19 protein-coding genes are annotated in these 21,086 nt (G+C 62.1%); 7 read left to right on the plus strand and 12 right to left on the minus strand.

The window, feature by feature from the left end; all coding sequences use genetic code 11:
- Positions 1 to 56 precede the first annotated feature (56 nt).
- A complete protein-coding gene (locus AC515T_RS07695; RefSeq protein ID WP_496532024.1) occupies positions 57 to 788 on the minus strand; it encodes a DUF899 domain-containing protein in 732 nt (243 codons plus the stop codon).
- 185 nt (positions 789 to 973) lie between these two features.
- Between AC515T_RS07695 and AC515T_RS07700 the strand changes: the two genes are divergently transcribed.
- Complete coding sequence (locus tag AC515T_RS07700; RefSeq protein ID WP_459160488.1) at positions 974 to 1,366, plus strand: transcriptional regulator; 393 nt, start codon at positions 974 to 976, stop codon at positions 1,364 to 1,366.
- 125 nt (positions 1,367 to 1,491) lie between these two features.
- On the opposite strand, the gene AC515T_RS07705 is transcribed toward AC515T_RS07700, so the two are convergent.
- The 3 genes from AC515T_RS07705 to AC515T_RS07715 form a co-directional block, all read right to left on the minus strand.
- Entirely contained in the window at positions 1,492 to 2,358 is an 867-nt protein-coding gene (locus AC515T_RS07705; RefSeq protein ID WP_496532025.1) for a DUF6279 family lipoprotein, read from the minus strand.
- Between the two features lie 81 nt (positions 2,359 to 2,439).
- Positions 2,440 to 3,150, minus strand: coding sequence for a TorF family putative porin (locus AC515T_RS07710; protein WP_496532026.1), 711 nt, complete (start codon positions 3,148 to 3,150; stop codon positions 2,440 to 2,442).
- Positions 3,151 to 3,344: 194 nt separating this feature from the next.
- On the minus strand, positions 3,345 to 3,533 hold the full coding sequence (locus AC515T_RS07715) for a PFL_1563 family small protein (RefSeq protein ID WP_018607615.1): 189 nt from the start codon (positions 3,531 to 3,533) through the stop codon (positions 3,345 to 3,347).
- A 340-nt stretch (positions 3,534 to 3,873) separates the two neighbouring features.
- On the opposite strand from AC515T_RS07715, the gene AC515T_RS07720 reads away from it, so the two are divergent.
- A complete protein-coding gene (locus AC515T_RS07720) occupies positions 3,874 to 4,710 on the plus strand; it encodes a CvfB family protein (RefSeq protein WP_109755810.1) in 837 nt (278 codons plus the stop codon).
- 418 nt (positions 4,711 to 5,128) lie between these two features.
- Complete coding sequence (locus tag AC515T_RS07725; protein WP_496532027.1) at positions 5,129 to 6,583, plus strand: NCS1 family nucleobase:cation symporter-1; 1,455 nt, start codon at positions 5,129 to 5,131, stop codon at positions 6,581 to 6,583.
- Here AC515T_RS07725 and AC515T_RS07730 read toward each other — a convergent pair whose 3' ends face one another.
- The gene (locus AC515T_RS07730) at positions 6,584 to 7,756 is read right to left on the minus strand and encodes an MFS transporter (RefSeq protein ID WP_496532028.1); all 1,173 of its coding nucleotides are present in this window, start codon (positions 7,754 to 7,756) and stop codon (positions 6,584 to 6,586) included. It lies immediately after the preceding gene.
- Positions 7,757 to 7,859: 103 nt separating this feature from the next.
- Between AC515T_RS07730 and ptrR the strand changes: the two genes are divergently transcribed.
- Both ptrR and AC515T_RS07740 read left to right on the plus strand, forming a co-directional pair.
- Positions 7,860 to 8,753 carry a putrescine utilization regulator PtrR gene (ptrR, locus tag AC515T_RS07735; protein WP_496532029.1) on the plus strand — a complete coding sequence of 298 codons (894 nt, stop codon included), beginning with the start codon at positions 7,860 to 7,862 and terminating at the stop codon, positions 8,751 to 8,753.
- 139 nt (positions 8,754 to 8,892) lie between these two features.
- Entirely contained in the window at positions 8,893 to 9,021 is a 129-nt protein-coding gene (locus AC515T_RS07740; RefSeq protein WP_003198971.1) for a PA1414 family protein, read from the plus strand.
- Positions 9,022 to 9,143: 122 nt separating this feature from the next.
- Here the strand turns inward: AC515T_RS07740 and AC515T_RS07745 are convergent, their stop codons facing one another.
- The 4 genes from AC515T_RS07745 to speB all read right to left on the minus strand — a co-directional run bounded on the left by AC515T_RS07745 (position 9,144) and on the right by speB (position 13,662).
- On the minus strand, positions 9,144 to 10,532 hold the full coding sequence (locus AC515T_RS07745; protein WP_496532030.1) for a sodium:solute symporter family protein: 1,389 nt from the start codon (positions 10,530 to 10,532) through the stop codon (positions 9,144 to 9,146).
- 198 nt (positions 10,533 to 10,730) lie between these two features.
- Positions 10,731 to 12,245 (minus strand): purine-cytosine permease family protein, encoded by a 1,515-nt coding sequence (locus tag AC515T_RS07750; RefSeq protein ID WP_496533089.1) that lies wholly within the window; start codon positions 12,243 to 12,245, stop codon positions 10,731 to 10,733.
- A 49-nt stretch (positions 12,246 to 12,294) separates the two neighbouring features.
- Entirely contained in the window at positions 12,295 to 12,702 is a 408-nt protein-coding gene (locus AC515T_RS07755) for a YybH family protein (protein ID WP_496532031.1), read from the minus strand.
- A 9-nt stretch (positions 12,703 to 12,711) separates the two neighbouring features.
- Complete coding sequence (gene speB / locus AC515T_RS07760; protein ID WP_003184135.1) at positions 12,712 to 13,662, minus strand: agmatinase; 951 nt, start codon at positions 13,660 to 13,662, stop codon at positions 12,712 to 12,714.
- A 340-nt stretch (positions 13,663 to 14,002) separates the two neighbouring features.
- Here speB and AC515T_RS07765 point away from each other — a divergent pair, with 340 nt between their 5' ends.
- Entirely contained in the window at positions 14,003 to 14,896 is an 894-nt protein-coding gene (locus tag AC515T_RS07765; protein ID WP_003184133.1) for a LysR family transcriptional regulator, read from the plus strand.
- 2 nt (positions 14,897 to 14,898) lie between these two features.
- Positions 14,899 to 15,495: a tRNA-uridine aminocarboxypropyltransferase gene (locus tag AC515T_RS07770; protein WP_496532032.1), complete on the plus strand. Its 597-nt coding sequence runs from the start codon at positions 14,899 to 14,901 to the stop codon at positions 15,493 to 15,495.
- A 158-nt stretch (positions 15,496 to 15,653) separates the two neighbouring features.
- Here the strand turns inward: AC515T_RS07770 and AC515T_RS07775 are convergent, their stop codons facing one another.
- The 3 genes from AC515T_RS07775 to AC515T_RS07785 all read right to left on the minus strand — a co-directional run bounded on the left by AC515T_RS07775 (position 15,654) and on the right by AC515T_RS07785 (position 20,787).
- Positions 15,654 to 17,018, minus strand: coding sequence for an HlyD family type I secretion periplasmic adaptor subunit (locus tag AC515T_RS07775; protein ID WP_496532033.1), 1,365 nt, complete (start codon positions 17,016 to 17,018; stop codon positions 15,654 to 15,656).
- A gap of 219 nt (positions 17,019 to 17,237) precedes the next feature.
- Positions 17,238 to 19,397 (minus strand): type I secretion system permease/ATPase, encoded by a 2,160-nt coding sequence (locus AC515T_RS07780; RefSeq protein ID WP_496532034.1) that lies wholly within the window; start codon positions 19,395 to 19,397, stop codon positions 17,238 to 17,240.
- A gap of 31 nt (positions 19,398 to 19,428) precedes the next feature.
- Positions 19,429 to 20,787 carry a TolC family outer membrane protein gene (locus AC515T_RS07785; protein WP_496532035.1) on the minus strand — a complete coding sequence of 453 codons (1,359 nt, stop codon included), beginning with the start codon at positions 20,785 to 20,787 and terminating at the stop codon, positions 19,429 to 19,431.
- Positions 20,788 to 21,086 lie beyond the last annotated feature (299 nt).

Consider the following 21,086-nt stretch of genomic DNA (forward strand, 5'->3'; position numbering starts at 1 on the left):
AGCGGGAGCAAGATCCCTCGCCACGGGGATCGCGCTCGACTGGGCGGGTTGGCGCGTCAGCTGTGGCAGCAGCCGTGTTGTTTGGCCTCTTCGTATTTATCGTGATGCCGCACCCAGTCCATGATTTCGTCCTCGTTGCGGCCCTTGGGCGTCAAGTCGAGGTAGTTGTAGGTGCCGACCAGGATGTCCAGGCCGCGGGCATAGGTGGAGTAGGTGTGGAAGATGTCGCCGACGTCGTTGCGATAGAAGACGCTCAGGCCGGGGAGTTCGTCTTCGGTGGTGTCGGTTTTTTCGTAGTTGTAGGTGGCTTTTCCGCTGGCGGTGTCTTCGGTTTTGAAGCTGACGCCGAAGTCGTAGTTGAAGTCGCAGCCGTTGGACGAGACCCAATCGAATTTCCAGCCCATGCGGCGTTTGAAGGGTTGGAATTCGGCGAACGGGGCGCGGGAGACGGCCACTACGGCCACGTCGTGATGGGCCAGGTGTTGGTTGGCGCCGTCGATGTGGTCGGACAGGAACGAGCAGCCCTGGCAGCCTTCTGTCCAGCCGGGGCCGAACATGAAGTGGTAGATGATCAGTTGGCTGCGGTCGCCGAACAGGTCGGCCAGGCTCAGTTCGCCGTGGGGGCCTTGGAAGCGGTAGGGTTTGTCGATTTTTACCCAGGGCAGGGCGCGGCGTTCGGCACTGAGTTTGTCCCGTTCGCGGGTGAAGGCTTTTTCGTGGGCCAGGTGTTGGCGGCGGGCGGCGAGCCATTCTTCCCGCGAGACGACTGGATGATTCTCTACGTTCATGGTGATTTCTCCTATGGGCTGAGCTGCGAAATCGGCTTTCAACAGGTGGTCGTTTGGCCTTGGCGCAATTCGACAGGCCGTTGGTCGGCTCAAGGCAGAGACCGCCCGGAAACCCGGCTGAACGGTGACGCGGCGCCTCGGTCACAACCTAGGTAGGCATCTCACTCTTTGGAGGATGGACCAGGATGACGACTTATAACTGGGACTTGATCGAACGGTTGTTGCACGAAGTGCAGAACGGCGCTGGCCACAGCTTTACCCCTCGGCCTTATGCGGAGCAGTACGCGGCAGAGAAAGCAGCCGCAGGCGAGCCGATCGAGAACCTCGATCATCTGAAGGCGGTCGCCGGGGAGTACGAAAAGTTGCTGCTGGAGCGTGGCTATATCGAGCCGCGGCCGGAGGAAGAGGGCGGTAACGGCGAGAATTTTGTGCTGACGCCCCGTGGTTCAAGATTGTTGAGCCTGATCGACAGCAGCATTCCGGGCAATGATCATCCGCGTCAGGTGTTGGATGAGCAGGAAGATGCGCTGGATGAGTTTACGTTTGATGATTTGGCTTCGAAGGCGCAGATTGCCTGACAGGTCTGCACTGAGCCCTGTGGGAGCGAGCTTGCTCGCGATAGCGGCCTGATATTCAACAGGTGTGTTGCCTGTTCAACCGTTATCGCGAGCAAGCTCGCTCCCACAGGGGATGTGTGTTGGTTTTATGACCGTGCTGCCTTCAGGCACTTCAAATCTGTGAAATCCTTCTTCACCCCGTCGATTTTCTTCAGCAGCCGTTCGCGCTGGGCCGGGGTGCTTTCGGCCATCAGGTCCACCAGCAGGCTGCGGGCCTGGGCTTCGGTTTTGCTGAAAGCCTCGCGGTAGGCGGGGGTCCAGAGGCTTTCGCGGTTGACCAGCAACTGCTCGATGCGTTTTGGGAAGTCGGGGCTGTGGCGTTGGGCCACGGCTTCGCTGAACTGGTTTTGCCAGTGGGCGCGGTTGGCGATCCATTGCTGGTTCTGGTCGCCGAGGGCGGTGGACCAGGCCGTCACCCGTTGGCGCTGGGCGTCGTTGAGCGGGCCGAGCCAGTCGTCCAGACGCTTGATCATGCGTTCGCTGCGTTCCTGGATCTGCTCCTGCAACGTCGGCTTGAGGTATTGCTGCTGGCGTTTGCGCTGGTCCTTGACGAAGGCGGCGTCCATGTCGGCGACCTGGTCGTCGCTCAGGCCTTGCAGCAGTTCGATGGCCGAGGGGGTGATTGCCCGGGCGGTTTCGGCAATGGCGGCCTTGGCCTCTTGAGTGCGCTGTTGCAGGGCTTGGTCGGTCACCTGATTGGTCTGCACCATGGTTTCCAAACGGTCCAGCCAATCGAGGTAGCCGGGCAACTGGGTGGTGCAGTGCCAGGTCAGGTGGTCCTTGAGGCGTTCGTTGAACCAGTCTTTTTGCTCGCCTTTGATGTCCAGGTAATCGTTGAGAGTCCAGGGAATGATCATATCGAGGTTGCGGTAGGCCAGGCCTATACGGCTGCAGGCGGTGAGCGTCAGCAACAGGGCGATGAACATGGCGGTGCGTGTTAACCAGCGCGACATGAGCGAGTCCTTGCGAAGGCGTAGGTGCTTTGTTTGAGCATCGCAGACGCGCGGCAGTTCAGCCGATTAAATGCGTAACGCTTAGTAAAAAGGATGGGCCATCTTGAGGGTCAGCAGGCTGTCGCATTCGCTGTTGTGGCCTGAGTATGCCGAGCAACTGCTGCCACTGAGGCTTGAGTCGCTGTAGATCAGGTCCAGGTCGAGCCCCTTCCACGGACGGGAAATTTTCAATGACCAGTCGCTGAAACTGCCTACATAGCCGTTCTCGACCGAGACCGGTGTATTGAGTTGGTGGGTGGTGTACTTGGCACTGATGCCGATGCCGAACGGCACGTTGCCACCCAGGTCGGCAAACAGCGTGCTGTTCTGTTTGTCCGGATCGTTGCTCAAGGCCGCGCCGAAGCGGCTGCCGAGCACGGTCAGGCCGCCGTAGAACTCCTGGCTGTCGAGGGTATCGACGGTGGGGTAGCTGTAATGGATCAGGCCGACTTCGTAGCCCAGGGTCTGGTCGAAGGGCTGTTTAAAGCCCATGTAGGAATCCACCTCCAGATCGGCGGATAGGCCTGCGCTGGGTGACCACTGGCCGACGTACCAGCCGCTGTCGTGGCTCAGGTCCAGGCCACCATGGAACGAACCGGTGCTCGACGGCGTGACCAGGCCTTCGGCCATGCTCCGGCTGGGGGTGGTGCCGAGTTTGAGGTCGAAGTCGCCGAGTTCGCGTTGGAACACCTGCCCCTGAGCGAGGGAACATGTCAGTAGGCTGACCATCAGCAGAACAATAGAGCTGCGCATGCTTCCTCCATGAATAGCGAGAAGCAGGATCGGTTATTAAGCTGAAACGCTTGAGCTAGAGAGGTGAAAGCATACCGACGAATGCTCGACAGCGAGGGCCGTTCGTCGATTCATGGGAAATGGGTAGAGCGGGGAGGGGTTCCAGTCCAAGCGCTTCGAAGCTCAAAGCGCTTTGGGACCAGGTGACGCGCAGGTTACTTCTTGCCCAGGCTGATCTGCTTGGACGGGCCGAATGTCTGGCCGCTGACGCCTTTGGCAATTTGCTGGATCTCGCCGCCGGACTTGAGAAACGCAGCGATCTGGTCGTTGATCGACTCGCTGGTTTCAACGGCTGGAGCTGGCTTTGCTTTGCTGTTGGATGCTTTTACGCGCATGACGGCCATTAACCTGTAGATAATTAATTGGGCCAGGCATCGTACAGGAAATACTTGACAATTGCTTGGTAAATATCCTTCCGAATTACCGCCACCGTGACGAGAATAATCAGCCGATAATCTGGCAATTATTGTCCTAAGCCTCTGTTTTAAATAACAACCGTGTGAAAATTATTGCTCCGATAACGGACCGTACGCACTGTCACCGGCCTGACGAATGGCGGTGCCTCGGACGAAAACCCAGGAAAATCAACGGTTGTGCCAGGTCTTGCCGGCAAACCTTGCCAGCAGCCACGAATCGCGCCGCAAAACCGGGTAGAATGCCGCCCACGCAATGAGGGTATTGGAAATGGCTTTAGTCGGGCGCTACAACAGTTTGCAAGTGGTTAAACACACTAACTTCGGTTTATATCTGGATGGCGGTGCGGACGGCGAAATCCTGCTGCCCAACCGATATATTCCCAAGGATATCCCCAGCGAAGATGAAGATTGGCTCAATGTTTTCATTTATCTGGACAGCGACGACAAATTGATCGCCACCACCGAGAAACCCAAGGTCCAGGTGGGTGAATTCGCCAGCTTGAAAGTGGTTGAGGTCAACAGCATTGGCGTATTCCTGGACTGGGGCCTGCCCAAGGACCTGTTGCTGCCGTATTCCGAAGAAAAGCGCCAGATGACCGCCGGCGAATACTGCGTGGTGCACGTCTACCTCGACAAGCACACCCGCCGCATCACCGCCACCGCGCGCCTGGATCGTTATCTGGACAAGACCCCGGCCAACTACACGCCGGGCCAGGAAGTGGATTTGCTGGTCGCCGAAGCCACCGACATGGGGTTCAAGGCGATCATCAATAACAAGCACTGGGGCCTGATCCACAAGAATGAAATCTTCAAGTTCATGCGCGCCGGCAAACAGGAAAAAGGCTTCATCAAGGAAATCCGCCCGGACGGCAAGATCAGCCTGAGCCTGCAGCCGGTGGGCCAGGAAGCCGCCACCAGCCTGAACGCCAAGATCCTCGCCAAGTTGCGTGAGAACAATGGCACCCTGGCGGTCAGCGACAAGAGCGACCCGGCGCTGATCAGCAGCCTGTTTGGCGTGAGCAAGGGCAACTTCAAAAAGGCCATTGGTGCGCTGTACAAGAATGGGCAGATTGTCATTCATGCTGATCGCATTGAATTGAGCTGATTGACCACAGAAATCCTGTGGTCCTGTAAGTCTGTAGGTCTGGCCTGTGGCGAGGGAGCTTGCTCCCGCTGGGGCGCGAAGCGGCCCCCCGAGCATGCCTCCTCGGTGTGTCAGCTTGATTGAATACACTGGGTTTGGGGTTGCTTCGCAGCCCAGCGGGAGCAAGCTCCCTCGTCACAGGTTGATCCTGTCTGTATACAAATTCCTGCACCTTTAGCATGCACCCGCGCCCTGTTCGTGGGCGCATGCCTGCGCTTGCTCGGCTTTAAACCCTGCCACACACCCCGGTTTGTCTCACATCCAGCGCCTATGGCACGCATTCTGCGTAGCAACGCGTATACAAACCATGCCGGCTCCCGTGCGCAGTATGGTGAGCAGGTCGATACGGGGGCACGGCGGTACTCAAAGGAGCCCCGCAATGTCCGAGCAATTGCCCAACGGCTACAGCCCCCGCCTCTATAACGAGGACCTGGGCCCGCTGCCGCAGAAATGGAATTGGTACAACATCTTCGCGTTCTGGATGAGTGATGTGCACAGCGTGGGCGGCTATGTGTTTGCCGCCAGCCTGTTCGCCTTGGGCCTGGCGAGTTGGCAGGTGTTGATTGCCTTGCTCGGCGGGATCTGCATCGTGCAGTTGATCGCCAACCTGGTCGCCAAGCCGAGCCAACAGGCGGCGGTGCCTTATCCGGTCATTTGCAGGCTGGCGTTCGGCGTGTTCGGGGCGAATATTCCTGCGGTCATCCGGGGCTTGATCGCCGTGGCCTGGTACGGCATTCAGACGTACCTGGCGTCCAGCGCCCTGATCATCGTGGTGCTGCGGTTTTTTCCTGCAATGGAAGTCTATGCGACGCCGCATTTTGCCGGTTTGTCCTACCTGGGCTGGTTCGGTTTCCTCAGCCTGTGGTTCGTCCAGGCGCTGGTGTTCTGGACCGGCATGGAATCGATCCGTCGCTTCATCGATTGGGCCGGACCGGTGGTGTACGCCGTGATGTTTCTGTTGGCCGGCTGGATCGTCTGGAAGGCGGGTTGGAGCAATATCAGCTTCACCCTGGCGGAAAAGTCCTTGTCCGGCTGGCAGGCGTTCGGCCAGGTGATCGTGGCGACGGCCCTGGTGGTGTCGTACTTTTCCGGTCCGACCCTGAATTTCGGCGATTTCAGCCGTTACTGCCGGAGCATGTCTGACGTGCGCCGAGGCAATTTCTGGGGGCTGCCGGTGAATTTCCTGGCGTTCTCCCTGGTCACCGTGGTGATTGTTTCCGGGACCTTGCCGGTGTTCGGCGAAATGCTCCATGACCCGATTGCCACCGTGGCGCGCATCGACAAGGACGTGGCGGTCTTGCTGGGCGCCTTTGCCTTCGTGACCGCCACCATCGGCATCAACATTGTCGCCAACTTCGTCTCCCCAGCCTTCGACTTTGCCAACGTTGCCCCCAGCAAAATCAGCTGGCGTGCCGGCGGCATGATCGCGGCGTTGGCTTCGATTTTCATCACGCCGTGGAACCTGTTCAACAACCCCGAAGTGATCCACTACACCCTGGACGTGCTGGCGGCATTCATCGGCCCGCTGTTCGGGATCCTGCTGGTGGACTACTACCTGATCAAGAAGCAGCAGATCGACGTTGATGCGTTGTTCAATGACGGGCCCAGCGGGCGTTATTATTACAGCGGCGGCATCAACTGGACCGCAGTCAAGGCGTTGATCCCGGCGACACTGATGGGCGTGGCGATCACCTTCACGCCGCTGCTGCAACCGATGGCCAACTTTGCCTGGTTCACCGGTTGCTTCCTCGGCGGGGTGTTGTATTTCGCCTTGGCGCGACGCGAACCGGCCGCGCAGTTGAACAAGTCGTTCAGCCCAGCCGGCCAGGCCTGATCAACGCAGCGCGGTTTGGGCGCAGGGGCTCGCCGCATCCTGACTGGCGGGCCGCAGCAATAGGCCACCGGCCAGCACCAGACCGCTGCCAGCAATGATCAGCGCCGGTTGCAGGCCGCCGCTGAAATGGCTGCTCAGCGCCGCCAGCAGGGGCCCGCTGAGCTGGCCCACGGCAAAGCAGGCGGTCAACAGGCCCGCGTTGCGCTGGGTAGCGTGGGGCGCCAGTTCCCGGGAGCGCAGCATCACCAGTTGCATGCAGGCCAGGAAAGGCCCGCCGCACAGGATCACCCCCAACGCCAGCCCCGGCCCACTGCCCAGCAGGCAGGCGAACACCCCGGCGGCTTGCAGCCAGAGCGTACCGACCAGCCAGCGACCGGTGGTGCTTGGGTCTGGTCGACGCAGGCTCACCAGCAGCACGCCAGTGGCGGCGGCCAGGCCAAAGCAGGGCCAGAACAGGTCGGCCAGCCATTGTCCGTGGAACTGCGCCGAGGCCATTTGCGACAGGAATGTGGCCGGGATGATGTAGCCCACGCCGTACAAGGCGTACACCACGCCGAGACGAGCGATGCCACGGTTCGGTGACGCACTGACCGGTACTGCTACGGGCGCGGCTGCGGCCGGTCGAGGCAGGATCGGCAAGATCATCAGCAACATCGCCAACGCCACGCCGGCATACACCAGCCACAGGGTCGCGGAACTCTGGCCCAGCAGGTTCGAACCCAGGGCGAGCAGGCCGGTCAGGAAAATCCCCAGCCCCGGTCCGGCAAACACCAGGGCACCGAGTCGCGGCCGTCCCGCCGCAGCTGCCAAGGGTTGGCTCAGGGCGGTGATCATCACCATCACCCAGGCGCTCGCCACGCCGGTGCCGAAGCGCAACGCCAGGTGCGGCCAGAAGCCCCAGGCCCAGAACGACGCCAGGGTCAGCAGCACGCACAGCCACAGGCCGCCGAGCAACCGCCGCCGTACCTGCTCCGGGCGCCGGGCGAACATGGCGTCCAGCGCGCCGAGGAAGTACCCCAGATAGTTAGCGGCGGCAATCAGACCGGCGGCGGTCAAGTCGACCTGACCTTCGCCGATCAAATGAGGTAACTGCGGTGTGAGGGCGAAGCGGCCAATGCCCATGGCCATCATCAGCGCGATGAAACTGCCGAGCAGGCGAATAAGAGGTGACATGGTCGTTCTCCGGTGTCGGGGCGAATGACCGTCAGGCTAGGACTGATTGACTTTCATTAAAAATGAATAATAGTGAGTAACTTGTTCTTTTTTGGAGAAGGTTATGGAGTTCAGCCAACTGCGGATTTTCCAGGCCGTGGCCGAGGAAGGTTCCATCACCCGGGCGGCCGAGCGCCTGCATCGGGTGCCGTCGAACCTGTCGACCCGGCTCAAGCAGCTTGAAGAGCAACTGGGCGTGGACCTTTTCCTGCGGGAGCGTCAGCGTTTGCAGTTGTCGCCGGCAGGAAAAGTCCTGCTGGACTATGCGGCCAAGCTGTTCGCCTTGCACGACGAAGCCCACGCCGCCGTGCAGGGCGGGCAGCCAGCCGGGGATTTCCTGCTGGGTACGATGTACAGCACGGCGGCGACGCATTTGCCTGACCTGCTGGCGGCGTATCACCGGGCGTATCCGGCGGTGAACCTGCAAGTGCAATCGGGGCCGAGTGGCGAGTTGTTTGAAGGGCTGCTCACCAATCGGCTCGATGCGGCGCTGGTGGATGGCCCGCTGGAGCTGGCGGGGCTCGATGGCGTGCCGTTGTGTGACGAGCGGTTGGTGCTGATTACCGAGGCCGATCACCCGCCGGTGCACAGTGCGCTGGATGTGCAGGGCCGCGCGGTGTTCACGTTCCGGCGTGGTTGCTCGTACCGGATGCGCTTGGAGGCGTGGTTTGCCCATGATCATGCGACCATGGGCCGGGCGATGGAAATCGAGTCTTACCAGGGGATGCTGGCGTGCGTGATCGCCGGGTCCGGGGTGGCGTTGATGTCCGAGTCGATGCTGGCCAGCCTGCCGGGCCGCGAGCGGGTAACGGTGCATCCGCTGGCCGAGCCGTTCGCCAGCGCCACCACCTGGCTGATGTGGCGCAAAGGCATGGTTGGGGCCAACCTGAACGCCTGGATTGAGTTGCAACAACAGGCCTGGCCGCGCGCGCCCATGACGACGGCGCAATCGGCTTGAACTCCCGGAGGTGGATTTGGATCAATTCAGTAACAGATCATTGCAAACTGAGACGAGCATTACGTAGAACATCGGACTATTATCAGTGCGAAGGGGCCACAGAAATCTGCCGCTCGCACCACCCTGAGGGGGCACCACGATGAAAGAGAAAATCCAGAACTGGCTTCACGACTTGGGTGTCGCGCTGGGGCTGATCGAGCCGCCGATGCAGCCGGTACCGATCCGCACCGATGACGAGCAACGCCGCCGCCAACCGCGCCGCCGGTAAACACACCGCAGAATTTGGAGAGATCGCAGCTTCGGACCATTTCAATTGAGATGGGCCGGAACTGCGATCTTTTTTATTGCTGAAGATTTTATCTGTGGGATCTCATTGCTCAGGGGTGTCGGTCAAACCGCCTTGGTTACCACACCCGGCCGCGGCGCCAATACACTTACCAGCACAAAACTCACCAGCGCCACGCTCAGGCTGTAGTAGATCGGCGTGTTGGCGTCCAGGCCGTCCTTGAGCATGAAGAACAGTGCGGTCAAGAAGCCCAGCGACATGCTGGTGATCGCGCCGGCGGTGGTGGCGCGTTTCCAGTAGATGGCACCGATCAGCGGGATCAACATGCCGCCCACCAACAGGTTGTAGGCCAGGGTCAGGGCACTGATGACGTCACTGACCACCAGGGCGATCACCAGGACCACCGCGCCCATCAGCAGGGTCGCGATGCGGTTCTCGTGAACGTCGCCGCTGCCACTCTCACGGCCCTGGCGCAGACGGGGCAGCAAGTCCTGGACGACCGTGGTGGACGCGGCGAGCAGGCCCGCCGCGGCGGTGGACATCAAGGCGGCCAGGGCCGCGGCGATCACCAGTCCGCGAATACCGTTGGGCAGACTGGCCTGCACCACGCTGGCGAAGGCGTTGTTGACGTTCGCAAGGTCCGGCAGCAAAACCTTGGCCGCCATGCCGATCAACGCCCCGGCCAGGCCATACAGCACGCAGTACAGGCCGGCGGCGGTGCCGGCGACTTTGGCCACGCCTTCGCTGCGGGCGGTGAACACCCGCTGCCAGATGTCCTGGCCGATGAAGATGCCGAAGAAGTAGATCAGGAAGTAGGTGAGGATGGTGTCCCAGCCAATCGCCGTGAAATCGAAGTAGCTGGCCGGCAGCTTGGCCACCATCGCGTCCCAGCCGCCGGCATCGACGATGGACATCGGCATCAGCAAGAACACCAGGCCAACGGTCATGATCAAAAATTGCACGATGTCGGTGAGGGTCAGCGACCACATGCCGCCGATGGTGGAATACAGCACCACCACGCCACCGCCCACCAGGATCGACACCCAGAACGGCAGGCCGAACAGCACCTGCATCACGGTGCCGATGGCGATGGTCGAGGTGGCGCCGATCATCAGCGCATAAACCAGCATGATCAGCGCACTGGCCTGGCGCGCGGCCGGGTTGTAGCGGCGTTCCAGCACTTGGGTCACGGTGTAGATCTTGAGCTTGAGCAGCGGCTTGGCGAGGAACAGGCTCAGGCCGACGATGCCCAGGCCGATGGCGCCGCACAGCCAGAATCCGGAAATGCCATAGACGTAGCCCAGGCGCACGGTGCCGATGGTGGACGCACCGCCCAGGACGGTGGCGGCCATGGTGCCCAGGTAAAAGCCCGGGCCGAGGTTGCGCCCGGCGACCAGGTAGTCATCACGGGTTTTGGCGCGGCGCATGCCGTACCAGCCGAGGGCGATCATGCCGGCAGCGTAGATAAGAACGACGATTAAGTCCAAAGCCATGATGGCGTGTCTCCGATTGTCTTTTTTATGTGGGACGAGGCGGTGCTGTCCCTGGCACTGCAGCCTCAGTGCGAACGAGCTGTTGTGGCGAGGGAGCTTGCTCCCGCTGGGCTGCGCAGCAGCCCCAAGCTTTTAGCGGTTGCTGCGCAACCGAGCGGGAGCAAGCTCCCTCGCCACGGGTCTTTCGTTGATCTCGGGTCAGGCGGTCTGTCTGAGGGAGGGCTTATCGATTGGCTCCGAAGCACCCTGGCTTCGCGGATCCCCCGGCCCATACACCGCCGCCGGCTCTGGAAACAGCCCCAGCAACACCAGGTACACCACCGAGGCCAGGCCCAGGGTCACCGGCAGGCTGATGTCGATCCCGCCGGCCAGTTCCCCCAGCGGCCCGACGAACTGTCCCGGCAGGTTGACGAAGCACAAGCCCACCAACGCGCTGGGGATCCACGCCCCCAGGCCGCGCCAGTTCCAGCCGTGGCTGAACCAGTAGCGCCCGCCGGTTTCGCCGCGGGTGAACACTTGCAGGTCATCCGGGCAGTAGAAGCCGCGGCGCACCAGCAGGCCGATGATCATGATCACCATCCACGGCGTGGTGCAGGTGATGATCAGCACCGCGAAGGTCGATACGCTCTGCACCAGGTTCGCCGCGAAGCGCCCGATGAAGATGAAGGCAATCGACAGCACGCCGATCAGCAGCGTCGCCTTGACCCGCGACAGCACCCGTGGGAACACGCTGGACATGTCCAGCCCGGTGCCATACAGCGAGGTGGTGCCGGTGGACATGCCCCCAATCACCGCGATCAGGCACACCGGCAGGAAGAACCACCCCGGCGACACCGCCAGCAGCCCGCCCACGTAGTTGTTGGCCGCGATGTAGTCCGGCGCCTTGATCGCCACGATGGTGGCGGTGGCAAGGCCGAACAGGAACGGGATCAAGGTCGCCAGTTGCGCCGCGATCACCGCCAGCATGATGCGACGCTTGGGCGTGTCGCGGGGGATGTAGCGCGACCAGTCGCCCAGGAACGCACCGAAGGAAATCGGGTTGCTCATGGCCACCAGCGCCGCGCCGATGAAGGCGGCGTAGAAGCCCGGCTGGCCGAGGCTGACCGTGCCGGCGAACTGGCTGTCGAAGGTCGGTGCGAAGGCGAAAATGCCCAGCAGGAACAGCAGGCTGGCCGCCCACACGGCAATGCGGTTGACCCACAGCATGAACCGGAAGCCGTAGATGCACACCGTCAACACCAGCAGGGCGAACAGGCCGTAGGCCAGGCCCAGGCTCAGGTCGGTTTCCGGTACGCCGACCAGCCGCTTGGCGCCGCCGATCAACGCATCGCCCGAGCTCCACACCGACAGCGAGAAAAACGCGATGGCGGTCAGCAACGAGAGGAACGAACCGACGATGCGCCCGTGCACGCCGAAGTGAGCACCGGAAGACACCGCGTTGTTGGTGCCGTTGAGCGGGCCGAACAGGCCCATCGGCGCGAGAATGATCGAACCCACCAATACCCCCAGCACAATCGCCCAGACCCCGGCCTGGAACGAAAGGCCGAACAGCACTGGAAAACTGCCGAGCACGGCGGTGGCAAAAGTGTTGGCGCCGCCGAAGATCAGGCGAAACAGGTCGCTTGTGCCGGCGGTGCGTTCGTGGTCCGGGATCTGTTCGACCCCGTTGGTTTCAATGTGCGTAAGGCTTTTATCGTTATTGTTATTCATGATCTGCTCCGATCATCGAGGCGCATTCATCGGATGTGAATGTCGCCTGTTGCTAAGGGGATGGCAGCCCTTCCGGCATTGCGGACAAGTGTTCGTGACAGGCCAGCCATAGGCCTTGTTGTTCTTGGCGAAACACAATGGTTTCGCGCTCCTGGCTAAGGTGAAGCTCCCCTTGCATGCGCAGCTCGGTGGCCACGTCATGGATGAAAATCGCCACGTCCCCTTGCAGGCTGACGAAGGCGTTGCTCGAGGTGCAAGCGAGCACCTCGAAGCCCTCCTCGGACCGCCAGCGATCCCACAACGCCTGGTAGGCATCGCGTGACAGCAGGGGCTGTTCGAGGGTATGGAACACGAAGCTCGCATCGGCCGTGAACGCACCGAAGTAGGCGTCGCGGTCATTGCGGGCGAAGGCCGATACCAATTCAGCGGCGGCCTTGAGGATTTGATCCCGATCGTTCATGGCCGCACCTCAGCGATGAACCACGCCGGGCAGTACGCAGAGCATCTCGTACAGCAGGTTCGCGCCCAGCAGCGAGGTGTTGCCGGTGGTGTCGTACGGCGGCGAGACTTCTACCAGATCGCAACCGACCAGGTCGAGGCCCTGGCAGCCACGGACGATTTCGATCGCCTGGATGGTGGTCAGGCCGCCGATTTCCGGGGTGCCGGTGCCGGGCGCCCAGGCCGGGTCGATGCCGTCGATGTCGAAGCTCAGGTACACCGGGCCACCACCCACTTTCTCGCGCACCTCGGCCATCAGCGGTGCCAGGGACTTGTGCCAGCACTCCTCGGCCTGGACCACGCGAAAGCCCTGGTTGCGGCTCCAGTTGAAATCATCGGCGGTGTAGCCCTGGGCCCGCAGGCCGATCTGCACCACGCGGTCGCAATCGAGCAGACCTTCTTCCACGGCGCGGCGGAAGGTGGTGCCGTGGGCGATTTTCTCGCCGAACATGTGGTCGTTCACATCGGCATGGGCGTCGATGTGCACCAGGCCGACCTTGCCGTGTTTCTTGTGGATCGCCCGCAGGATCGGCAGGGTGATGGTGTGGTCGCCGCCCAGGGTCAGGGGGATGACGTTGTGTTCGAGGATCTTGTGGTACGACTCTTCGATGATCCGGACCGCGTCCAGCAGGTTGAAGGTGTTGATCGCCACGTCACCGATGTCGGCCACCGACAGCGAGTCGAATGGCGCGGCGCCGGTGGCCATGTTGTAGGGACGGATCATCACGGATTCGGCGCGGATCTCCCGCGGCCCGAAACGGGTGCCAGCGCGCAGGGAGGTGCCGATGTCCAGCGGCACGCCGACGAAGGCTGCGTCCAGGCCGGCAGCGGTTTGCAAATGGGGGAGTCGCATCATGGTGGCGATGCCGCCGAAGCGCGGCATTTCATTGCCGCCCAGTGGTTGGTGAAGAATCTTGTCCACGGGTAGGGCCTCATCGTTGTTTTATTTATCAGGGGACGATTCTGCGAAAAGCTGTTGTGGTGAAGAATCGCTGGGGGCAAATACTTAGTTCAGATTTTTCTAAACTAATGTGGGAGGGGGCGATAGACTTCGCAGCAGTGCAGTCCTGGAGGACAGGATGCCCCTGCGGCGAGGAAGCTTGCTCCCGCTGGGCAGCGAAGCGGCCCCAAAACCATTCACCTCGGTGAATCAGACAGACCGCGTCGCCAGGTTTTACGACGGCTGCGCCGCCGAGCGGGAGCAAGCTCCCTCGCCACAACAGCGCGACAAGTTCTATCCATGTGTGATCGGGAGACACCCAATGGCCAACGCTCTACCCGACCTGAAACTGCTGCGCATTTTCGTCAGCGTGGTCCGGCACCAGGGGTTCGCCAATGCCCAGCACGAGCTCAACCTGTCCACGTCGGCCATCAGCACCTACATGAGCCAGTTGGAATCGGCCCTGGGCCTGGTGTTGTGTCATCGCGGCCGGGGCGGATTCAGCCTGACCAGCAAGGGCGAGCTGTTCCATCAGGAAACCTTGCGCCTGTTGGGCGAGCTCGAAGGCTTCGAGCAGTACGCCGCCGCGCTCAAGGGGGAATTGCGCGGTACGTTGAACCTGGGGGTGATCGACTCGACGGTCAGCGACAAGGCCTTGCCATTCGCCGAAGCCATCGGAGCCTACAGCCAGGAGCATCCGGCGGTGCATTTGCATCTGTCGGTCATGAGCCCTTACGAGCTGCAACTCGGCGTGCAGGACAACCGCCTGGACCTGGCCATCGGTGCGTTTTCCACGCGCATGAGCGGGCTGGTCTACATGCCCCTGTACCGTGAGCAGCACTGGTTGTATTGCAGCAACCGCCACCCGCTGTTCAACGAACGGCGCATTCCCGAACAAGTCATCACCCAGCAGCGCATGGTCGGGCGTGGTTACTGGAGCCAGGCCGAACTGGCCCGCCACGGCTTCAAGCACAGCGCGGCGACGGTGGAGAGCATGGAGGCGCAGTTGATCCTGGTGCTGTCCGGTGCCTACGTCGGTTACCTGCCTGAGCACTACGCCCAGGCTTGGGTCGACAAGGGCGACTTGCGCGTGCTGCTGCCGGCGACCTTCGGTTATCAAGCGCCGTTTTCAATGATCGTGCGCCGTGGCCGCAGTCGCGAGCCGCTGATCCAGACGTTCCGTGATTTGCTCAAAGCTCAACTGAATCAGGCCTGACCATGTCCAGAATCCAATGCCCGCGTTGCCTCAGGCCGCAAAGCCATTGCCTGTGCCCGCTGATCCCCAGCCTCGACAGCCGCACCCGGGTCTTGCTGTTGCAGCATCCCAGCGAAGTGAACCATGCCTTGAACACCGCCCGGCTGGCGGCGTTGGGGCTGTGCAATGCCGAGTTGATCGTGGGCGAAGTGTTCGAGGATTTGCCCAGCTTGCTCAACCCTCCGGGTTATCGGGCGCGGTTGCTGTTTCCCGGCGACGATGCGCAGCCGCTGCAGGCTTATGTGCCGTCCGATGAGCCGCTGCTGTTGGTCGTGCCCGACGGCACCTGGCGCAAGGCGCGCAAGCTGCTGCACCTCAACCCGCTGCTGGCAGCGTTGCCAAGGGTGACCTTGGCCGACGGCGGCGTGTCCCGTTACCGCTTGCGCAAGGCGCCGGGGCCAGGGGCGTTGTCGACGGTGGAGGCGATTGTCCAGGCGTTGCAGACGCTGGAAGCGCCGAGCCGCTTCGAGCCGCTGCTCAGGCCGTTCGAAGCGTTGATCGAGGGGCAGATTGCGGCGATGGGGGCGCAGACCTATCAGAAGAACCATGGAGGGGTATAGAGGCCCCTGTGGCGAGGGAGCTTGCTCCCGCTCGGCGGCGTAGCCGTCGTAAAACCTGCTGGCGCGGTTTGTCTGACCCAACGAGGTGAATGGTCTTGGGGCTGCTGCGCAGCCCAGCGGGAGCAAGCTCCCTCGCCACGGGTCGAGGTAAATTCGGATCAGCGCTCGCGCATCGCCTCGCTCCGCGCCTTCAACACCGGCTTGAGCAGGTAGTCCAGGACACTTTTCTCCCCAGTGATGATGTCCACCGTCGCCACCATCCCCGGAATGATCAGCAACGGCTTGGCATCCCCGCCCAAATGGTTTTTATCGGTGCGCACCTGGATCAGGTAGAAGCTGTTGCCCTTGTCATCGGTGATGGTGTCGGCGCCGATCAGTTCGAGCTTGGCACTGAGCCCGCCATAGATCGTGTAGTCGTAGGCGCTGAACTTGACCATGGCTTTCTGGCCCGGGTGCAGGAACGCCACGTCCTGGGGGCGGACCTTGGCTTCGATCAGCAGGTTGTCTTCCAGGGGCACGATTTCCACCATGTCGTTGCCCGGCTGCACCACGCCGCCGATGGTATTGACCTTCAGTTGCTTGATCACCCCATGCACCGGCGAGACCACGGTTGTGCGGGTCACGCGGTCGTCGATGGCGATGCTTGAGGCGGTGATTTTCGACAGTTCGGTGCGTTTCTCGTTGAGGTCCTTGGCCGCCTCGGAGCGGAAGCTCTGTTCCGATTCGTCGATCTTGCTCTTGATCTCGTTGATCGCCGATTCGGCCCGGGGAATCGCCAGGGTGGTGGCATTGAGCGAGCCACGGATTTCCACCGCGCTGCGCTTGAGCCGCAGGATCTCCACCGGTGACACCGCTCCGGTGCGCACCAGCGGCGCGGACATGTTCATTTCTTCCTGCAGCAAGGCCAGGGCGGAGCTGAACTGGCCTTGCTTGGAACGAAACTCGGCCAGTTCCTGGGTCTTCTGCCGTAGCTGTTCGGTCAGGGTCCGTTGCTCGCTGGCCAGGCGCCGCTGGCGTTGTTCGTACAACGAGCGCTCGTCCTCGGCCACTTGCGGAGCCTTGGCGATCACTTCGTCTGAAAGTTTGAATGGCCGGCCCTCGGCCTCGGCCGACAGGCGTTCGACCTGGGCCGTCAGCGCATAGCGGTCAGCCTCGCTTTCGCCCTTGTTCGACAGGAACCGCGTGTCATCCAGGCGCAGCAGGGTGTCGCCCTTGTTCACCATCTGGCCTTCGCGCACGAATATCTCGGTGACGATGCCGCCCTCCAGGTTTTGGATCACCTGGATCTTGCTCGACGGAATCGCCTTGCCTTCACCGGTGGTGACTTCCTGCAAAACCGCCAACTTCGCCCAGACCAGCCCCGTGATGATCAACCCGGCGGCCAGCCACACGGTGACCCGTGAGCGACGGGGCGAGTCCTGCAGCGTGGCGCCGGCGGTTTCCGGCATGAACTCGCTTTCGGCGCTTTTGCTGAAACTGCCGAAGTAGCTTCGGGCGGCTGAATCCGGGGTTTGAGCAGACATGGGGCGGTACCCGTCAGTGAGAGAAAATAAAGCCGAACACGCTTGTTGTGATAAGGCAGAACACTGCTTTTGTGGCGAGGGAGCTTGCTCCCGCTGGGCTGCGAAGCAGCCCCAAACCATTCACCTTGGTACATCAGGTAGATCGCGCGGGCAGGTTTTGCAACGGCTGCGCCGCCGAGCGGGAGCAAGCTTCCTCGCCACAGGGGTATGTGTCGGCTTCTATACCGCCGCGGCGCCTACCCGTCCCTTGCGCAGCGCATCGATCACCGCGTCCTTCGGCCCATCCGCCACGATCCGGCCGTTATCCAGCACCACCAACCGGTCCACCAGGCTCAGCATCGAGGTGCGGTGGGTGACCAGCAGCACGGTCTTGCCCTGCACGTGGGGGTGAAGCTTCTGTCGCAAGACGTCTTCGCTGCTGTTGTCCATGGCGCTGGTGGGTTCGTCCAGCAGCAGGATCGGCGGGTCGAGCAACAAGGCCCGGGCCAGCAGCACGGCTTGGCGTTGGCCGCCGGACAGCAGTTGCCCGCGCTCGCCCACCGGCCGGTCGAAACCTTGGGGGTGCTGGCGCGCCAGTTCGGTGACACCCGTCAGTTCCGCCACTTCCAGCATGCGCGCGTCACTGATGTAGCGGGCGCCCAGGGTGAGGTTGTCCCGCAGGCTGCCGGCCAGCAGCGGCAGGTCATGGGCGACGTAGCCGATCTGTTGACGCAGGTCGGCGACGTCCAGTTGCCGCAGGTCCAGGCCGTCCAACAGCAACTGGCCTTCCTCCGGCGCATAGAAACCCATCACCAGCCGTGCCAGGGTGCTCTTGCCCGAGCCACTGCGGCCGATGATCCCGACCCGTTCGCCCGGTTTGAGGCTGAAACTGATATTGGCCAGCGCCGGGGCGCTCTGGCCGTTGTAGTGGAAGGTCACGCCGCTGACATCCAGCGCACCCTGCAATTGGGTGCGGTCCAGGGGCCGTTGCCTGGCGTCACGTTCCTGGGGCAACGCCATCAAGGCGTCGGTGCTGCGCATGGTGAGCTGGGCTTGCTGGTAGCGGGTGATCAGCCCGGCGATCTGCCCGAGCGGGGCGAGCACCCGGCTGCCGAGCATGTAGGTCGCCACCAGCGCGCCGACGCTGAGGTTGCCGGCGATGATGCTGTAGACCCCGGCAACGATGGTCGCCATGCCCGCCAGTTGCTGCAGGAACAAGGTGCCGTTGGTCGCCAGTGCCGAGAGATTGCGCGCATGGCTGTCCAGGCGGGTGAGGGCGCCGTGGGTGCTTTCCCATTGGTGCTGGCGCTCGCTTTCGGCGCTGCAGGCCTTGAGGGTTTCCAGGCCGCCAAGGGTTTCGATCAGCAGTGCCTGGCGCTGGGCGCCGAGGGCCAGGCTTTTTTCCACGGTGTCGCGCAGGCGCGCCTGGATGATCATGGCGAAGGCAATGGTGATCGGAAACGCGATCACGGGAATCACCACCAGCCAGCCGCCCAGCAGGCCGATCACCACCAGCATCAGCACGGCGAAGGGCAGGTCGATCAGGCTGGTGAGGGTCACCGCGGTGAGGAATTCGCGCAGGCCCTGGAAGTCGTGGATGCTCTGGGCGAAGCCACCGATGGTCACCGGCTTGGCCTTCATCGCCATGCCGGTGATGCGTTCGAACAGGGTCGCGGACAGAATCACGTCGGTTTTCTTGCCGGCGGTGTCCAGCAAATGGGCGCGTACTACCCGCAACACCAGTTCGAAACCGGTGCCGATCAACAGCCCCACGGCCAGCACCCACAAGGTGGACGTGGCCTGGTTCGGCACCACGCGGTCGTAAGTCTGCATGACGAACAGCGGCACCATCAGCCCCAGCAGATTGATCAGGAAACTCGCCAGGATCGCGTCGCTGTACAGCCAGCGCGACAATTTCAAGGTGTCGCGAAACCACGCCTCGACCCGCGGCACCAGCGGGGCGCGCAGGTCTTCGAGTTCATGGCGCGGCCGGGCGAATAGCGCCTGGCCGCTGTAATCGGTGGTCAGTTCCTCGCGGCTGACCCACTGCTCGCCGCCGTCGGCTTCGCTGGGCAGGATCAGCGCCTTGCCATCCTCGCCCCAGCGCCGCAAGACCGCGCAGCGCCCACCCGCCAGGATCAGCATCACCGGCAGGTTCAGGGGGGAGATGTCCGCCAGCTCACGACGCAACAACCGCGCCTGCAAGCTCGCCCGGGCCGCTGCGCGGGGCAGCAGGTCCAGGCTCAAGCGTTGGTGCGCCATAGGAAGCCCGGCGCTGAGGCTGGCGCGGCTGACCGTCGCGCCATGGAGTTTGCAGAGGATCAACAGGCCGTCCAGCAAGGGGTCATCGAAGTTCAGGCGCGGATCGGCGCCGGGGGTTGCGGGTTCCATGCTGGTCACGTCGGTCGCTCCCATTGGTGTGGAAGGGGGGCTACTTCAGTTCCGGCAGCCGTGCCTGGTTCTTGACTTCGGTCTGCGCGACCGCATCGGCCGGCAGCACGATCCGTTGTTTTTGCAACAGCAGGCCCATGTTCGCCAGCACCCGGTACATCGAGTACTCCTCGGTGTAACGCACTTCGGTGTAGCGACGGTTGGCGTTGTACAGCTCGTTTTCACTGTCGAGCAGGTCGAGCAGGGTGCGCTGGCCGAGACCGAATTGATCCTGGTAGGCGGCGCGCACACGGGCGGTGGTGTCGGCGTATTCCCGGGCGGTGGGGGTCTGTTTGCGGGCGTTGAGCATCGCGTTCCAGGCCAGGCGGGTGTCTTCGTTGAGCTGGCGCAGAGCGTTGTTGCGGATGTCCATGGCCTGGTTGATCTGGTGGGCGTTGGACGCCAGCCGCGCCTTGTCGCTGCCACCGCGGAACAGGTTGTAGTTCATCACCACGCCGACCCGCCAGTTATTGTCATGGCCTTCTTCGCCGCCGAGGTTGTTATTGGCGCCCACCGCGGCCTCGGCATCGAAGCGCGGGTAGAACGGCGACTTCGCCACTTCATATTGGCTCTCGGCGGACTGAATGTCGGCCTGGGCCGATTTCAGGTAGGGGTTGTTATCCACCATGCTTTGCTGGGCTTCGCGCAGGTCGGCGGGGATTTCGCCTTTGGTCGAGGGCGGCGCTTCCAGCTCATCGGGCATGCGCCCGACCACGCTGTAGAAATTCGCCTCGGCGTCGGCCAGGTCCACCTGGGCGGTGTCGTAGTTGTTTTCCGCCAGGGCCCGACGGGCATTGGACTGGTCGGAGTCGGCCGTACTGCCCACTCCACGCTCGGTGCGCAGGCCGATCTGGTCATTGACCCGCAGGTGCGCCTGCAGGTTGTTCTTGGCCAGGGTCACCAACTCGCGACGCTTGAGCACTTCCAGGTAGACCTCGATGGTGCGCAACGCCAGATCCTGGGCGGTGCCCTGGGCGTAATAGGCCCGGGAATTGACCACGCCCTGGGTGCGCTGCACTTCATTGGCGGTGTTGAACCCGTCGAAGATCATCTGCCGCAGGCGCAGCTCCGATTGGGTGTAGGTCAGTATATTGGTGTGGTGATTGCCCAGTGCCCGGGTGTTGGTGTTGTCGCTGTAGCCACGGCCGTAACCGGCATTGAGATCCACCGATGGGAAAAAGCCCCCTCTGGCGACCTTGACGTCTTCATTGGCCGACAGACGGCTGTCCACCCGTTGTGCCAGTTCCGGGTGAGTCGCGATGGTGCTCTGGATCGCTTCGGTCAATGACAGGGCCTGCGCCTGAGAAGAGCAGGCCATGGCCAGCAAAACCGCGCTGCAGAGGGGGGTTAGAACGCGCATGGGGTGCATCTCCTGAGGTCTGTAGTGCTTCGCTTGTCGCCAAAATATTGACGTGTTTAAGATCAAAACCGTTTCAACCTTGTAACAACACAGCTAAGAACATCCTGAGCAAAACCTAAGAAGAATTTCTCATAAGGCTTATGCCAAAAAAAACTTATGTGCTTGAAAAAAACCGGCACATTGTTCAAAGCGAAAGCCTTTGAATCTGCGGGTTCTGACGGCTTTTAGGCGTCAATAAAAGTTCCATGCAGATTTTTAAGCGACGTGAAGAAGTGCCGTAAGGGCGATGCGAAGGGTGG

This window comes from Pseudomonas sp. FSO-7, assembly GCF_059579345.1.

Coding starts and splice junctions, on each gene's coding strand:
- AC515T_RS07695 (WP_496532024.1), bottom strand. CDS start 788: ATGAACGTAGAGAATCATCCAGTCGTCTCGCGGGAAGAATGGCTCGCC.
- AC515T_RS07725 (WP_496532027.1), top strand. CDS start 5,129: ATGTCCGAGCAATTGCCCAACGGCTACAGCCCCCGCCTCTATAACGAG.
- AC515T_RS07720 (WP_109755810.1), top strand. CDS start 3,874: ATGGCTTTAGTCGGGCGCTACAACAGTTTGCAAGTGGTTAAACACACT.
- AC515T_RS07740 (WP_003198971.1), top strand. CDS start 8,893: ATGAAAGAGAAAATCCAGAACTGGCTTCACGACTTGGGTGTCGCGCTG.
- AC515T_RS07785 (WP_496532035.1), bottom strand. CDS start 20,787: ATGCGCGTTCTAACCCCCCTCTGCAGCGCGGTTTTGCTGGCCATGGCC.
- ptrR (WP_496532029.1), top strand. CDS start 7,860: ATGGAGTTCAGCCAACTGCGGATTTTCCAGGCCGTGGCCGAGGAAGGT.
- AC515T_RS07715 (WP_018607615.1), bottom strand. CDS start 3,533: ATGGCCGTCATGCGCGTAAAAGCATCCAACAGCAAAGCAAAGCCAGCT.
- AC515T_RS07745 (WP_496532030.1), bottom strand. CDS start 10,532: ATGGCTTTGGACTTAATCGTCGTTCTTATCTACGCTGCCGGCATGATC.
- AC515T_RS07705 (WP_496532025.1), bottom strand. CDS start 2,358: ATGTCGCGCTGGTTAACACGCACCGCCATGTTCATCGCCCTGTTGCTG.
- AC515T_RS07710 (WP_496532026.1), bottom strand. CDS start 3,150: ATGCGCAGCTCTATTGTTCTGCTGATGGTCAGCCTACTGACATGTTCC.
- AC515T_RS07765 (WP_003184133.1), top strand. CDS start 14,003: ATGGCCAACGCTCTACCCGACCTGAAACTGCTGCGCATTTTCGTCAGC.
- AC515T_RS07700 (WP_459160488.1), top strand. CDS start 974: ATGACGACTTATAACTGGGACTTGATCGAACGGTTGTTGCACGAAGTG.
- AC515T_RS07730 (WP_496532028.1), bottom strand. CDS start 7,756: ATGTCACCTCTTATTCGCCTGCTCGGCAGTTTCATCGCGCTGATGATG.
- AC515T_RS07775 (WP_496532033.1), bottom strand. CDS start 17,018: ATGTCTGCTCAAACCCCGGATTCAGCCGCCCGAAGCTACTTCGGCAGT.
- AC515T_RS07755 (WP_496532031.1), bottom strand. CDS start 12,702: ATGAACGATCGGGATCAAATCCTCAAGGCCGCCGCTGAATTGGTATCG.
- AC515T_RS07770 (WP_496532032.1), top strand. CDS start 14,899: ATGTCCAGAATCCAATGCCCGCGTTGCCTCAGGCCGCAAAGCCATTGC.